Source organism: Allobosea sp. P4_E12 (assembly GCF_056401655.1).
In genome coordinates this window covers 225,488-239,839 of sequence record NZ_JBFUIY010000005.1, presented here as the reverse complement: position 1 = coordinate 239,839, position 14,352 = coordinate 225,488, and the positions used below count along the sequence as shown (strand labels likewise).

At 65.9% G+C, this 14,352-nt stretch carries 14 protein-coding genes and 1 pseudogene; 4 read left to right on the top strand and 11 right to left on the bottom strand.

The features are described from left to right. Positions 1-6: 6 nt before the first annotated feature. Entirely contained in the window at positions 7-465 is a 459-nt protein-coding gene (locus AC1DW9_RS08415; protein WP_441488329.1) for a cupin domain-containing protein, read from the top strand. Continuing rightward, complete coding sequence (locus AC1DW9_RS08410) at positions 465-1,226, top strand: GNAT family N-acetyltransferase (RefSeq protein ID WP_476775337.1); 762 nt, start codon at positions 465-467, stop codon at positions 1,224-1,226. Before AC1DW9_RS08415 ends, AC1DW9_RS08410 begins: the two co-directional genes overlap by 1 nt. Before the next feature lie 117 nt (positions 1,227-1,343). Here AC1DW9_RS08410 and AC1DW9_RS08405 read toward each other — a convergent pair whose 3' ends face one another. From AC1DW9_RS08405 to AC1DW9_RS08395, 3 genes are all read right to left on the bottom strand, one after another. Next, a complete protein-coding gene (locus AC1DW9_RS08405) occupies positions 1,344-3,323 on the bottom strand; it encodes a potassium transporter Kup (RefSeq protein WP_476775336.1) in 1,980 nt (659 codons plus the stop codon). A 106-nt stretch (positions 3,324-3,429) separates the two neighbouring features. Beyond that, positions 3,430-4,704 (bottom strand): flavodoxin-dependent (E)-4-hydroxy-3-methylbut-2-enyl-diphosphate synthase, encoded by a 1,275-nt coding sequence (gene ispG / locus AC1DW9_RS08400; RefSeq protein WP_441487853.1) that lies wholly within the window; start codon positions 4,702-4,704, stop codon positions 3,430-3,432. Continuing rightward, a complete protein-coding gene (locus AC1DW9_RS08395) occupies positions 4,697-5,221 on the bottom strand; it encodes a transcriptional repressor (protein ID WP_441487852.1) in 525 nt (174 codons plus the stop codon). Before AC1DW9_RS08395 ends, ispG begins: the two co-directional genes overlap by 8 nt. 130 nt (positions 5,222-5,351) lie before the next feature. Here AC1DW9_RS08395 and AC1DW9_RS08390 point away from each other — a divergent pair, with 130 nt between their 5' ends. Beyond that, positions 5,352-6,137, top strand: coding sequence for a 3-hydroxybutyrate dehydrogenase (locus tag AC1DW9_RS08390; RefSeq protein ID WP_441487851.1), 786 nt, complete (start codon positions 5,352-5,354; stop codon positions 6,135-6,137). Beyond that, entirely contained in the window at positions 6,134-7,204 is a 1,071-nt protein-coding gene (locus tag AC1DW9_RS08385) for a patatin-like phospholipase family protein (RefSeq protein ID WP_441487850.1), read from the top strand. Before AC1DW9_RS08390 ends, AC1DW9_RS08385 begins: the two co-directional genes overlap by 4 nt. A 106-nt stretch (positions 7,205-7,310) precedes the next feature. Here the strand turns inward: AC1DW9_RS08385 and AC1DW9_RS08380 are convergent, their stop codons facing one another. The 8 genes and pseudogenes from AC1DW9_RS08380 to AC1DW9_RS08345 all read right to left on the bottom strand — a co-directional run bounded on the left by AC1DW9_RS08380 (position 7,311) and on the right by AC1DW9_RS08345 (position 14,170). After that, positions 7,311-7,916, bottom strand: a complete 606-nt coding sequence (locus tag AC1DW9_RS08380; protein WP_441488328.1) for a class I SAM-dependent methyltransferase — start codon at positions 7,914-7,916, stop codon at positions 7,311-7,313. A gap of 56 nt (positions 7,917-7,972) precedes the next feature. Next, positions 7,973-9,127, bottom strand: a complete 1,155-nt coding sequence (locus AC1DW9_RS08375) for a glycosyltransferase (protein WP_476775335.1) — start codon at positions 9,125-9,127, stop codon at positions 7,973-7,975. A 112-nt stretch (positions 9,128-9,239) separates the two neighbouring features. Next, the gene (locus AC1DW9_RS08370; protein WP_476775334.1) at positions 9,240-10,454 is read right to left on the bottom strand and encodes an MFS transporter; all 1,215 of its coding nucleotides are present in this window, start codon (positions 10,452-10,454) and stop codon (positions 9,240-9,242) included. 209 nt (positions 10,455-10,663) lie between these two features. Next, positions 10,664-10,963: a hypothetical protein gene (locus AC1DW9_RS08365; RefSeq protein ID WP_441504292.1), complete on the bottom strand. Its 300-nt coding sequence runs from the start codon at positions 10,961-10,963 to the stop codon at positions 10,664-10,666. Between the two features lie 99 nt (positions 10,964-11,062). Further along, a complete protein-coding gene (locus AC1DW9_RS08360) occupies positions 11,063-11,692 on the bottom strand; it encodes a S8 family serine peptidase (protein ID WP_476775378.1) in 630 nt (209 codons plus the stop codon). Positions 11,693-11,742: 50 nt separating this feature from the next. Further along, a pseudogene (locus AC1DW9_RS08355) lies at positions 11,743-12,117 on the bottom strand (hypothetical protein); the annotation flags it as partial. 763 nt (positions 12,118-12,880) lie between these two features. After that, positions 12,881-13,564: an anti-sigma factor family protein gene (locus tag AC1DW9_RS08350; RefSeq protein WP_441487845.1), complete on the bottom strand. Its 684-nt coding sequence runs from the start codon at positions 13,562-13,564 to the stop codon at positions 12,881-12,883. 45 nt (positions 13,565-13,609) lie between these two features. After that, positions 13,610-14,170: a sigma-70 family RNA polymerase sigma factor gene (locus AC1DW9_RS08345; RefSeq protein WP_476775333.1), complete on the bottom strand. Its 561-nt coding sequence runs from the start codon at positions 14,168-14,170 to the stop codon at positions 13,610-13,612. Between the last annotated feature and the right edge of the window lie 182 nt (positions 14,171-14,352).

Below are 14,352 nucleotides of genomic sequence, written 5' to 3'. Positions count from 1 at the left end.
ATGACGATGAACCGGCTCGACGGGTTGAGCGCGGCAGAGATCATTCGCCTGCTCGAGCTCAAGCCGCATCCGGAAGGCGGGCATTATCGCGAGACCTTTCGCGACGGGGCAGGACCGGAGGGGCGCGGCTTTTCGACGGCGATCTATTATCTGCTCGACACCGGCGAGACATCGGAATGGCACCGCGTCGATGCAGCCGAGATCTGGCATCACTATGCCGGTGCGCCGTTGGTGATCAGCGTGTCCCCAAACGGCCATGACGCCTCGGCGCATCATCTCGGCGGCGATCTCCTCGCCGGACAGCGCCCGCAATTCGTGGTGCCGACCCGCTGGTGGCAAAGTGCGACGTCGCTCGGTGCCTGGACGCTGGTCGGCTGCACGGTCGCGCCCGGTTTCGACTTCTCCGGCTTCGAGATGGCGCCACCGGGCTGGCGGCCTCAACCCCGCGCGGCACGAGGCGCCTGATGATCTCTGATGTTCCGTACGATCCGGCATGCATCGCCGAATGCGAAAGGCGCATCGTCAACGCCTGGCCGGCTCCCTCGACGCTGCTGATCGGCGACTGGGTCGTGCGCTTCGCCAACGGCTATTCCGGCCGGGCGAATTCCGCCTCGCCCTTGAAGCCGGAGGCCGAACTCGACGATGCGACCCTCGAACTGATCGAGGAATTCTACAAGGCCGACGGCCTCCCGCCCTGTGTCAGGCTGACCCCGCTGATCTCGGCAGCAACGCGCGAGCGCATCCTCGCCCGCGGCTACCGGCTGAAGGATGCATCCTTTGGGCTGATCGCCGATCTCGACGGCAAGCCGCCGGAGGTCGAACCCGCGCTTCAGATCGAGGCCCGTCCGAGCCGGGACTGGATTGCGGGAGTGACGTCGCACCAGACCGGCTCGAGACGCAGCGAGACCAAGCTGGCGGCGATCGTCGAGAAGGTGCGCCTGCCTGCGGCTTTCGCCACGCTGTTCCATGGCGGCGAGCCGGTAGCCTTTGGCATGTGCGTCGCCGAGCGCGGCATGGCCGAGATCGGCTCGATCGGCGTCGATCCCGGTCACCGCGGACAGGGACTTGGCCGGCGCATGGTTTCCGGGCTCATGTCCTGGGCGCAGCTGCTCGATTGCGACCGTGCCTATCTCCAGGTCGACCAGACGAATGCGGTCGCGATCAGCCTCTATGCGAGCCTCGGCTTTCGCCGGCTCTATGCCTACGAGACGCGCATCCTGGAATGACACCGCGCCTTGGCCGCCTTCACCGGCGACCCAGGAAAGACCCGCGATCCAGGCCCGAACATCGACAGGCTGCAATCAGGGACGGGGTCGGCTCGCCGCCGTCCTCATCATCCTGCGCTACACCGTCACTTGCGTCCCGACCTCGACCACGCGTCCCGTCGGGATCTGGAAGAAGCTGGTCGCGTCCGTCGCGCTCTTGGTCAGGGTGATATAGAGCTTGTCCTGCCAGATCGGCATGCCCGATTGCGGTGAGGCCTTGATCGAGCGCCGCGACAGGAAGAACGAGGTCGACATGATGTCGAACTTGAAGCCCTGCTTGCGCAGCATGGCGAGCCCTTTGGGCACGTTCGGGCTCTCCATGTAGCCATAGACCAGTTCGACACGCCAGAAATCGTCGGTGATGCGCGAGAGGCGAACGCGCTCTTCGTCGGCGACGCGTGGCGTATCGGCCGAGCGCACGGTCAGGATGACGTTGCGATCATGCAGCACCTTGTTGTGCTTCAGGTTGTGCAGCAGCGAAGCCGGGGCCGTCTGCGGGTCGCTGGTCAGGAACACCGCCATGCCCTTGACCCGGACAGGCGGGCTCTTGGAGAGCATCGCGACCAGCTCGAGCAGCGGGACATCGGTCTTGCGGGTCTTGTCGAACAGGATCCGGGTGCCGCGCACCCAGGTCGCCATCAGGACAACCAGGGCGATGGCCAGCAGCACCGGCATATAGCCGCCACTGAAGAGCTTCAGCAGGTTCGCGGTAAAGAATGCGACGTCGATCACGAGGAACGGCAGGATCAACGCCGCGGCGGCCGGGCGGCTCCAGCCCCAGCTCTTCTCGATGACGATGAAGGCCAGCAGCGAACTGACGACCATCGTGCCGAAAACCGCGATACCATAGGCATGCGAGAGGCTCGACGACGTCTTGAAGCTCCAGACCAGCAGCAGCACAACGAGCAGCAGCAGCATGTTGATTCGCGGAATATAGATCTGCCCGGAGGTGTGCTCGGAGGTATGGCGGATTTCCAGGCGCGGCATCAGGCCGAGCTGGATTGCCTGTCGGGTCAGCGAGAAGGCCCCGGTAATCACGGCCTGGCTGGCAATGATCGTCGCAACCGTCGCCATGATCACGAGCGGCAGGATGAAGCCTTCCGGCGCCAGCTTGTAGAACGGGTTGTCGATCGCGGTCGGGTCGGACAGAACCAGCGCGCCCTGGCCGAGATAGTTCAGCACGAGAGCCGGGAAGACGAGGTAGATCCAGGCGCTACGGATCGGTCCACGGCCGAAATGGCCCATGTCGGCATAGAGCGCTTCTGCGCCCGTCACGGCCAGGCAGACCGAGCCGAGCACGGCCAGCGACACGTTCGGATGATCGACGAAGAAGCGCAGGCCATAATAGGGATTGATCGCTGCAAGCACGCCGACATCGTCCGCGATGTGGAGAATGCCGAGCCCCGCCAGGGTCGCGAACCAGATCAGCATGATCGGCCCGAAGAAGGTCGCCACCTTGGCGGTGCCATGGCTTTGCACCATGAACAGGCCGACGAGGATCACGGACGCGATCGTGACGACGTAGTCGTCGAGAGCCGGCGTCACGAGCTTGATGCCTTCGACCGCGGAGAGCACCGAGATCGCGGGTGTAATCACCGCATCGCCATAGAACAGAGCAGCGCCGGCCATGCCGAGGAAGAGCACCACTCCTCCCCGCATGCGGCCAAGCGCGCGCTGCGCCAGCGCCACCAATGTCAGGATGCCGCCTTCGCCATTATTGTCGGCTCGCATCAGCAGCACGACATATTTCAGCGTGACGACAATGACGAGCGACCACAGGATCAGCGAAAGCACGCCAATGACGATGTCGCGCGGCACCGCCGCCACTTCACTCCCACCGCCGCTATGCACCGCCGCGGCCGTAACGATGGTCTCGCGCAGGGCGTAAAGCGGGCTCGTACCGATATCGCCATAGACGACGCCAAGCGCCCCAAGTGCGAGAGCCGTGTAGCTTGCCGTCGAATGCCCGCCTGTCGCAGAAGAGCCGTGCCCGTCTTCAAGGCCGAAACGTGTCTCGCCAACCTGTCCGGTCGGCGGAGTCGGCTGCTCATGCCCCATCAGGGTTCTCCGCGGGTGCTGCAATGCAGCGAAAGGCCGGGGCCTCTAACATAACGCCGCCACCGCGCAAAGGCGCGCGGCCGAACCGCGCACAAGGAGAGCCGGCTCATTCCGCCGCATCGGCGCGCATCCCGTAGCGTCGCTCGATATAGGCGTTGACCATGTCCTTGAATTCGGATGCGATTCCGGCGCCGCGCAATGTCGCGACCTTCTTGCCGTCGACGAAGACCGGAGCGGTCGGGACCTCGCCCGTTCCCGGCAGCGAGATGCCGATATCGGCATGCTTGGATTCGCCCGGCCCATTCACGATGCAACCCATCACCGCGACGTTCAGCATCTCGACGCCGGGATAGCGGGTCTTCCAGTCCGGCATCGAGGACGAAATCCAGTTCTGGATATCCCGCGCCAGTTCCTGGAACACCGTCGATGTCGTGCGGCCGCAGCCGGGACAGGCCGCGACCAGCGGCACGAAGGCGCGGAACCCCATGGTCTGCAGCAATTCCTGCGACGCCTTGACCTCCAGCGTCCGGTCGCCGCCGGGCTCCGGGGTGAGCGAGAAGCGGATCGTGTCGCCGATGCCTTCCTGCAGCAGGATACCGAGCGCAGCCGAGGACGCGACCAGCCCCTTCGACCCCATGCCCGCTTCGGTCAGGCCGAGATGAATGGCATAGTCGCCGCGCTCCGCAAGCGTCCGGTAGACCGCGATCAGATCCTGCACGCCCGAGACCTTGGCCGAAAGGATGATGCGGTCCTTGGCCAGACCGATCTCTTCGGCCCGTTGAGCCGAGAGCAGGGCCGACTGCACCATGGCCTCGCGCATCACTGCCCGCGCATCGAGCGGCTGCGGGGAGGAGGCATTCTCGTCCATCAGCGCGGTCAGCAGCTCCTGATCGAGCGAGCCCCAGTTGGCGCCGATACGGACTGCCTTGCCATGCTTGATCGCGAGCTCGACGATCTGGCCGAATTGCCTGTCCTTCTTGTCCTTGAAGCCGACATTGCCGGGATTGATCCGGTATTTTGCCAGTGCCTCCGCGCAGGCCGGGTGATCCGTCAGCAGCTTGTGACCGATATAGTGGAAATCGCCGACCAGCGGCACGTCGATGCCGAGGATATCGAGGCGCTCGCGGATATGCGGCACGGCAGCCGCAGCCTCGTCACGATCGACGGTGATGCGAACGAGCTCGGACCCCGCACGCGCAAGCGCGGCGACCTGCCCGACGGTGGCCGCGATATCGGCAGTATCGGTATTCGTCATCGACTGCACGACGATCGGCGCGCCGCCCCCAACCTCGACGGTTCCGACCTTAACCGGGACTGTGTAGCGGCGCGGCCGCGGCCCGGCGACATCGGCAAGCGCGGCCGTAAGAACCGTTTCATTCATGGGGATGTGCGCTCCGGCAATGGTCGCAGCGACCGACGATCTCGACGACCTGATGCGAGGGCACGAATTGTCGCCCATGTACGATCGCCGCCACCGCCTGACGCATGGCCGGCGAGGAATCCTCGTCGACGCCGCCACAGGTCTCGCAGATCAGGAAGGCGACAACGTCGCTGGCGCCGTGACCGTGCAGGCAGGCGACATAGGCATTGCGCGAGCTCAGGCGGTGCACGAACCCCTGCTCGACCAGGAAATCCAGGGCGCGATAGACCGAGATCGGCGCGAGACGCCGGCCACCGGGCGGCGAAATGCGATCGGCCAGATCATAGGCGCCGACCGGGCGATGGTCGGCATGCAGGGCCTCCAGGGCCTTGCGACGGATCGGCGTCAGTCTCAGGCCGCGCTCCCGGCAGAGCTTCTCGGCGCGCGCCAGCGCTTCCGCGGCATGACGCTGGTGATCCTGGGCATGGCGACAGGCCGCATGGTCATGGCCGTCATGCGCGTGGGCGTGTGGCTGCATTTTCATCATGTTGCGTTGCAATACTACATCGGGCAACGTGCCGCGACCGCCTTTGCGGGGACGGAAAGACTGCCCGTTCAAATATGCAACGTAAGCATTTTCTCAGCCCGTGTCAGGAGCCTCGACGCTCATGTTCCTTAAAGATCGTACCGCCCTCGTCACCGGATCGACCTCCGGCATCGGTCTCGCCTATGCGCGCGCACTCGCCAGGGAAGGCGCCCATCTTGTCATCAACGGCATCATGCCGGCCCCCGATGCCGAGGCGCTGCGCAGCGGACTCGAGAAGGAGTTCGGAATCAAGGCCCAGTTCTCGCCGGCCGACATGACCAAGCCGGCCGAGATCGCCGCCATGGTTGCGGAGGCGGAGAAGACATTCGGCGCCATCGACATCCTGGTGAACAATGCCGGGATCCAGCATGTCGCGCCGGTCGACGAGTTCCCGATCGAGAAATGGGACCAGATCATCGCGATCAACCTGTCCTCGGCCTTCCACACCACCCGCGCCGCGCTGCCCGGAATGAAGCGCAAGGGCTGGGGCCGGATCATCAACACTGCGTCGGCCCATGCCTTTGTCGCCTCGCCCTTCAAGTCGGCCTATGTCTCGGCCAAGCACGGCATTGCCGGCTTCACCAAGACGGTCGCGCTTGAAGTCGCAACCAAAGGCATCACGGTCAACGCCATCGCACCCGGCTACGTCTGGACCCCGCTGGTCGAGAAGCAGATCCCCGATACGATGAAGGCGCGCGGGTTGACCAAGGAGCAGGTCATCAATGACGTGCTGCTCGAGGCCCAGCCCACCAAGGAGTTCGTGACGGTCGAGCAGGTCGCGGCGCTCGCGATCTTCCTTTGCACGGATGCGGCGAAATCCATCACCGGTGCCACCTTGCCGATGGATGGCGGCTGGACCGCAGCGTGACCGGCAGGCGCAGGACCGGCGCGCGTCTGGTCGAGGGCCTCGCCGGTCCCAAGGCCGAGAAGAGCGTTTCCCTTGCTCTCCAGGGTGGTGGCGCCCATGGCGCCTTCACCTGGGGCGTGCTCGATGCGATCCTCGAGGACGGACGCCTCGCCATCGAGGCGCTGTCTGGCACCAGCGCCGGTGCGATGAACGCAGTCGTGCTTAGCGAGGGCTGGATCGACGGCGGCATCGACGGCGCCCGCACCCAGCTCGAGAATTTCTGGCGGCGCATCAGCGTCGACGGCAAATATGGCGGCTCCGAGCGTTCGCTGATCGACACCATGCTCGGCGCCTGGGGCAAGAACGGCACCCAGCCTGGACTGCTCTGGTTCGAGCTCTTTTCCAAGGTCGCGAGCCCCTATGACGTCAACCCGCTGAACATCAACCCGCTGCGCGGCGTGATCGCCGACCTGATCGACTTCGACAAGGTTCAGGCGTGCCGGGCGGTCAAGCTCTTCATTGCCGCAACCAATGTCCGCACAGGCAAGATCAAGGTCTTCAATGGCGACGAACTGACGGCCGACCACCTGATGGCCTCGGCGTGCCTGCCGATGCTGTTCCAGGCGGTCGAGATCAAGGGCGAGGCCTATTGGGACGGCGGCTATATGGGCAACCCCGCCCTGTTTCCCCTGTTCTATGAGGCTACCGGCGACGACATCCTGCTGGTGCAGATCAACCCTCTGCAGCGCAAGGAACTGCCGACCAATGCCCGCGCCATCCAGGACCGGCTGAACGAAATCACCTTCAACGCCTCGCTGCTGCGCGAGCTGCGCGCCATCGATTTCGTCAATCGCCTGGTCGATGCCGGCAAGCTGCCCAAGGACGAGTACAAGCGCGTGCTGATGCACCGCATCGATGGCGGGCCGCCTCTGGCCGAGTTGACCAGTTCCACGCGCATGAACGCGGAATGGGACTTTCTGCTGCGGCTGCGCGACATGGGCCGTGCTGCCGCGAAGCGCTGGCTGAAACGCAATTACGACGCCATCGGCGTCCAGGGAACGCTCGACCTGAAGGAGGCGATCTCCTAGGGCATCGGCCCGGAAAGTGGATTGCGGCTTTCGTGAAAGCCCATGCAACCGCAGACGTTAGATCATGGGATCGGATACGATATGCCCCATGATCGGGGCCATCGGGTCAGGCGATACTCAATCGCCAGACCGTGCTCTTCTTGATCTCGGCGTCTTCCAGCGAGCGCGTCACGGGGACTTCATAGGTCGCCAGTTCCTGCAAGCGCTGCCGCGGCAGATAGCTGCGCCCCGGATCGCCGATCAGCACTTCGGCGCCGCGGGCAACCAGCCCCGAAAGCCAGTCGACCACGCTCTCCGCCATGGCCCGTTCATAGCAGACATCGCCGGCGCAGATCAGCTCCCAGCCGTCATCGCGCCCGATCAGGTCTTCCAGAGCTGCAGTCACCGAGACACCGTTCGCCTCCGCGTTCAGCGTGATCGCCTCGGCCGCGAAAGCATCGATGTCGCAAGCCTGAACATGGGCCGCCCCTGCTTTTGCCGCCGCGATCGCGACGAGACCCGAGCCGCTGGCAAAATCGAGCACGCGCTTGCCGCGCACGATCTCGGGATGATCGAGAAGATGCCGTGCCAGCGCCTGTCCGCCTGCCCAGGCGAAGGCCCAGAACGGCGGCGGCAGCCCGATGACCGCAAGCTCGTCCTCTGTCTTCTGCCAGAGTTCGGTCGCCTCCTCGGCGACATGCAGGCTGATTTCGGACGCATGAGGCACCGGCATCAGCCGCGTATGCGCGAGGATGAAGCCGCGCCGATCAAGCGTGGCGAGCGGCGCGCTCACGCTGCGACATCCGTCTGGGGCCGGGCCAAGAGGCCACGATAGAGCGCCTTCACCGCATCCATGACATCGCGTTCGGTGTGGCCATCGAGCAGACGGTTGCGCGCGCTCGCGCCCATCCGCTCAACCAGCCCCGGCGCAGCTGCGAGCACGATCAGCGCCTTGGCGAGCGCAGCCGCATCGTCCGACGGCACCACCATGCCGTCCTGCCCGTCGCGCACGAAGCTGCGGCAGCCCGGCACATCGGTCGTCAGGATAGCCCGGCCGCAGGCCGCCGCCTCGAGGATCGTTCGCGGCAGCCCTTCGCCGCCGCGCGATGGCAGGCAGCAGAGATGGTGGTTCCGCCAGACACCCTCGATATCGCGCGTCGGACCGGCCCAATGGATGCCGGGACGCGCAGCCCATTCCTTGAGAGTCGTCTCCGGGATCGCCTTCGGATTGGACGCATCAGGCGCACCATGGATGGTGAGTTCGACGCGCACCCCCTGCGCCCTGGCGAGCTTCACCGCCTCGACGGCGAGGTCGACGCCCTTCGACCAGAGCATGCGCGCGACCAGCGCGACCTTGAGCGGCGGCGCCGGCGGCATCGGCTCCGGCATCAGCACGAGCGGATCGACCCCCGCGCCGCCGACGATCGCGACCTTGCCCTTGTCTTGCGGATCGAACCCCAGCGTCACCGGATCATCGGGATTCTCGAACAGGAAGCGGACGCCGGGTCCGTCGATCGCCTCACGCAGCCAGGTCCGGGCGGCCAGCCGCGCCAGGGCGGCGAGCTGCCCCTGTCTGGCCCCGAGGAAGCCGAGCCCGGTCAGCGCATAGACGCGCCGGTCGATCCCGGCGAGCCTGCCGGCCAGCCCTGCCAGCGCGATCGGCTTCAGCGCGATGCAGTGCAGGATATCCGGCCGTTCGGCTGCGATCAGACGCTTCAGTGTCTGGACCTGGCGCACCAGTGCCAGCGGCGAGAGGCTGCCCCGTTCCGCTTCGAGCGCAATCAGCCGGGCGCCCGTCGCCTCGATGACGCGACGATGCTGGCGCTCACGCGCGATCACGACGACATCCAGATCCAACTCGCGCGCAGCGCGCGCCATCGGCAGGAAATGCGAGGCGAAGAACCAGTCTTCCGTGACGACGAAGAGGAGTTTGGGGCGGCGCATGATGGCCGGACATGAGGCTGAAGCGGACGAGAAGGTCAAGCGGCCCGCTTGTCAGGGGCCGTGCCGCAGACCTGTCCGGCCACGAGCCAGACAAGGCCAAACCCTCCATGGCTCAGCTATGGCGCGGTTCCTTCAGGGTCGGCAGGAACCAGGCGAGCAGGCCTATCGCCGGCAGGAACGAGCAGATTCGATAGATCGTCTCGATGCCGAGCTGGTCGGCAAATTCGCCGAGCAGGGCTGCCGCAATGCCACCGAGTCCGAAGGACAGCCCGTAAAAGAAGCCCCCGACCAGTCCGATGCGGCCCGGCATCAGTTCCATCGCATAGATCAGGATGGCGGCGAAGGCGCTCGACATGATCAGGTTGATGATAATGGTCAGGACGCCCGTCCAGAAGAGGTCGGCATAGGGCAGCACGAGCGTGAAGGGCAGCGCACCCAGGATCGAGAACCAGATGATCTTGTTGCGCCCGATCCTGTCACCGAGCATGCCGCCGAACAGGGCACCGGCCGCCGAGGACCCCAGGAACAGGAACAGCATGACCTGGGAGGTCTGGACGGAAACGCCGAACTTCCCGATCAGGTAGAAGGTGTAGAACGAGCTGAAGCTCGCGCTGTACGCGTTCTTCGAGAACAGCAGAATAATCAGGATTGCGATGGCCGGAGCAACGCTCGCCAGGGGCGGTGCCGGGATCGCGACCGGGTCGGCTGCACCCGCGACCTTGCCGCGCACCTGCCGCGGACCGACGAGTGCGGACTGCCCTGCGGTCCAGACCATCAGTGCCATGGCGATCAGTGCCGCCGCCGAGAACCATGCCAGGCTGCCCTGGCCGTTCGGCACGATGATGAAGGCTGCCAGCAAGGGCCCAAGGGCGCCCCCGGTCTGACCGCCGACCTGGAAGATCCCCTGTGCCAAGCCATGCTGCCCGCCGGACGCATTGCGCGCCATGCGCGTCGCCTCGGGATGAAAGATCGATGAACCGATGCCGACGCAGGCTGCCGCCAGCAATAGCAGCGAATAGCTGCTGGCAAAGGCCAGGCCGACGAGGCCGAACAGGGAAAACCCCATGCCGACGACCATCGAATACGGCATCGGCTTCTTGTCGGTGTAGAGACCGACCAGCGGCTGCAGCAGCGAGGCCGAGACCTGAAATGTCAGGGTGATCAGCCCGATCTGTCCGAAATCGAGCGCATAGGCGGTCTTGATGATCGGATAGATAGCCGGAATCAGCGACTGAATCATGTCGTTGAGCAGGTGCGTCACGCTGAGGGCGATCAGCACGGGCATTGTTGCGCGACGGGCGATCCCGACCGGCGTAGTCACATTCATGAGCTATGACTTATGTTTCGGCTAACCAGTCAGTCGCTCACTAAAGCAAGCCGAGAGGCCGGACAATTTCATTGCCATGCTCTGCAAGCGATGCTGCGCGTCGCCCAGCGCGGACACTTCACGGCTGGACCAGTTGCGGCCGGACACTCAAACGGGTCCGGCCCTCCGGAGGTTGCGGAGAGCCGGACTGCAAGAGGCCACGCGCTGGCTCAGTAGAGGCTGCAGACCCGGCGGTGGCCGACGACGTCGCCGAAACGGTTGATGCGCTCGACCAGCTCGCAGCGGCGGACGGGAGCATCCTCCTCATAGACCGGCTCGGCATAGGCACGGCCAGTTGAGGCAGCGAGCAATCCGCCGACGGCCAGCGCTCCGACGATGCCGGCACCGACACCCCAATACGGGCCGCGGTAGCGCGGGCGGGCTTCGGCGCCACCTACGCTGGCGAGGAGCGCGGTGCCGAGCGTGAAGGCGGCGAGAGTGGCGGCCATGCTCTTCCGGAAGGTGGTCATCGTCTGTCTCCTGCAGCTCGATCGGGAGCGAACCATTCGCCCTCCATGACCATTGGTCGCGGCAAGCGCGCAGAAGGTTCAAAGCAGCGCCGTTTTTTTTCAGGGGCGAGCCGTCGACATTGGCAGGGCGCGCGACAGGGCCGCCGGTCCGTCGACCCGGCCCGCTCCGAAGACAGGGTCCTTGCCCCTGCCGCCGAGATCGACGGCGCTTTCGCTCAGGAGCCTGCGCACCTCATCGAGGCCGAGCTCCGGACGCTTCTCGAGCAGCAGTGCCACGAGTCCCGAGACATGGGCCGCTGCGATCGAGGTGCCTGACGAGAAGGCGTAGCGTCCTTGCGGCTCGGCCGCGAGCACATCGACTCCCGGTGCGGCAACCGCAATGTAATCACCCCGGTTGGCCCCGGAGAACGGCTTGTCGTCTGCATCGGTCGCAGTGACGGCAATGACATTCGGATCGGCGCCCGGATAGAGCGGCGCCGCCTTGGCTCCGCCATTGCCCGCGGCCGCGACCGCGATCATGCCCTTGGTCTTGGCCCCTGCGAGCGAGCGTGACAGCAGCCGGTCCTGCGGGCCGGCGAAGCTCAAGTTGAGAATGCGGGCGCCCTCGCCTGCCGCCCAGTCGAGCGCCGCCAGGAATGGGAGGTCGTGCCATTGGCGGGCCCCGTCGTCGCCGCTCCCGAGAAGGCGCGCGCCGCCAGAAGCCGCGCGCCCGGAGCAATCCCCTGCAATTGCGCCTGCGCCAGGATCGCCGCCGCCATCGCAGTGCCATGCGCATCGGGTTGGCCTTCGCCGCCGAGCGCATCGAAGGAACCGGCAAGAACACCCTGCAGCTCCGGATGGCTGGTATCGGCACCGGAATCGATCACGGCCACGCGGATCGCCGCACCGCGCGCGATCTTGTGCAGATCGTCGAGATGCAGCTTCTCGACCACATATTGCGGCTGCAGCTCGCGCTTGGGCACAGTCGAGACAAGTGGCGGGATCGGAGGAAGATCCGGGATGACGATCGTTTTTTCGGCATCGTCAGGCCTGCCTGCTGGCGGTACCGGTACACCATCCGCGCCCGCCGGCTGGGCGGTGCCCTTCGGTTCGTCCTGCTGCAAGGTATAAAGATAGTTCGGCTGGGCACTGGCGACGCGCGGATCGCCCACCATCTCGGCCAGCACGCCCCTGGCGCTGCGGCCGCCCTCGAGACGCGCACGAATGATGGTCATGCCGGCAAGCGCGAACCGCCGGCTGGCAATCTGCGTCGCGCGATAGCGGCGAAGCACCGCCTCGGCTTGCGCATTCGGCGCGAGCTCGAACAGGATCTCCTCATTGACCAACCGCCGTTCGGTGGCCGGCGGGACGATCACATTGGGCTGACGCGCGGCCGGCCGGGCGGCTCGGGTCGGCGGCGGTGAGACGGGAGGAGCGGCGCGCCGCGTCCGGGGCGGCGCAACCTCTCGAACCGACGGCGGCCGCCGCGGCCTGCGCAACACCGGCTCCTCCTCATAATCCTCGATGATGACCGGCCGGCGGCTCGCTTGATCCAGGATCAACCCGCCGATGATGCCGGCGCCGACACCGACGGCCGCGGGCCCCCAGCTACCTCCGCCCGGATATCGTCCAGGATAACGAGGCGGCCGCCCAGGCGCGCCACCGGGACGCTGGTCGGGATAGGGCCTGGTCGTCGGGACGCGATCGCTTCCTGTCTCCGACCTCTGGCTCAGTCCCTGGCCCTGGCCGAAGCGCTGACCGCCGGTCCTGAAATCTTGAGCGGAAGCTGGGAAAATCAGCCCGATGAGCCAGACAAGGGCGGCGCAACCGGCAAATCGCGCCCACTGTTGATGCGACCTCCCGCTGGTTTGACGGAGCACGGCACCCACTCCCCATTTCGGCCCCAAGGCCAGCATCCCAAAGCCCCCGTCGCGCCCGCTACGGGGCCGGCGCTACGAAGCTGATGATCGCAGCCTCGGCCTTCATCCGCGCCGCGATGGCGTCGACCTGCGCCGGCGTCAGCTTCGCGTCGCCGACGCGCACCTTGAAGAAGCCGTTGGCGCGCGGACCGTCGACCACCGACGCCTCGTAGCGCTTGAAGAAAGCGGCAATGTCGGCGGCCCTTGCATCCGGTACGAAGCTGAGCAGGACATAACGCTCCGAGGACGATGTTCCCGGCGCAGACGCAGTCCGGAACCCACCCCCGCCACCGCGCAGGGCAACGCCCGTCAGCGCAACGCCCTGAATCGCGATCAATGCCAGAGCCGCGGCGCTGGCATAGGCAAGCTTTCGCGGCGGCAGCGCCGCCAGCCATTGGCCGAGCCAGCTCAGGAAGCCGCCGCGGGCCCGTGCCAGAAGCGGCGCCTGCTGCGGTTCGGCTTCGATGCCGGCCATCAGACGGTCGAGCGCGCGTGGCGAAGGGGCGCCCAGGCTCTCGTTGAGCAGGATCGTCTCCGCCATATCCTCACGGATGATCTCGAGCCGTGCGGCGAGTTCAGGATCAGTCGCCAGCGCCGTCTCGACGCGCGCCTTGTCGGCAGCCGAAATGCGGTCATTGGCGTAGAAGGGCAGCAGCTCTTCGAGCTCACGTCGCCTCGGATCGGTCGCGATGCCCTCAGTCATGGCGCACCTCCCGATTGGGCGGATCGAACCGGCCTCCGAAAGCACTCATGGCCAGCCCCGATCGATCCCGGCCGCCTTGAGCAGCTCGCCCAGCTTCTTGCGGGCATGGAAGAGCCGCGTCTTGACGGTGTTCTCGGGGATGCCGACAATCCGCGCCACCTCCTCCACGGAGGTCTCGTGATAATAGACGAGATCGATGACCTCGCGGTGTTCGAGGCTGAGTTTCCCGAGGCAGGCCCTGATCGCGAGACCCTTGTCCTGCTTCTGCAGCACGATTTCAGGATCGTCCGCCTCGTCCTCGATGGATTCGGCGAATTCGTCGTCCAGGCCAGCCTCGCGCCGCTTGCGCAGCAGCGAGTAGGCCTTGTTGCGGGTGATGGCGAGGAGCCAGGTCGTGACGCTGGCGCGCGCCTCGAACCGGTCCGCCTGCCGCCAGAGGTCCATGAAGACGTCACTGATCACATCCTCCGCAACCGTCTCGTCGCGCACGAGCCGCAGCGCGAAACGAAAGACATGCACCTGGTGCCGCGAGAACAGCACCTTCATCGCGAGCCGGTCGCCCGAGGCGATCCGCTTGACGAGGTCTTCGTCGGACTCGGTATGCATCGCGCGGGGCCCTGCATGCCGGCTCGCAGGTTTGTCGCTGCGAATGCGGCGGAGGTTCAATCCGTTCCAAGATTAATGGCTCGCACGCATTGCGCCAGCCATTTGCTGCGACATCCTCAACCTGGGGTCGCGAACCCTGCCGCCGCAGCAGAGCCGCCCCCGAGCCGATCGCAGGGCGGGCC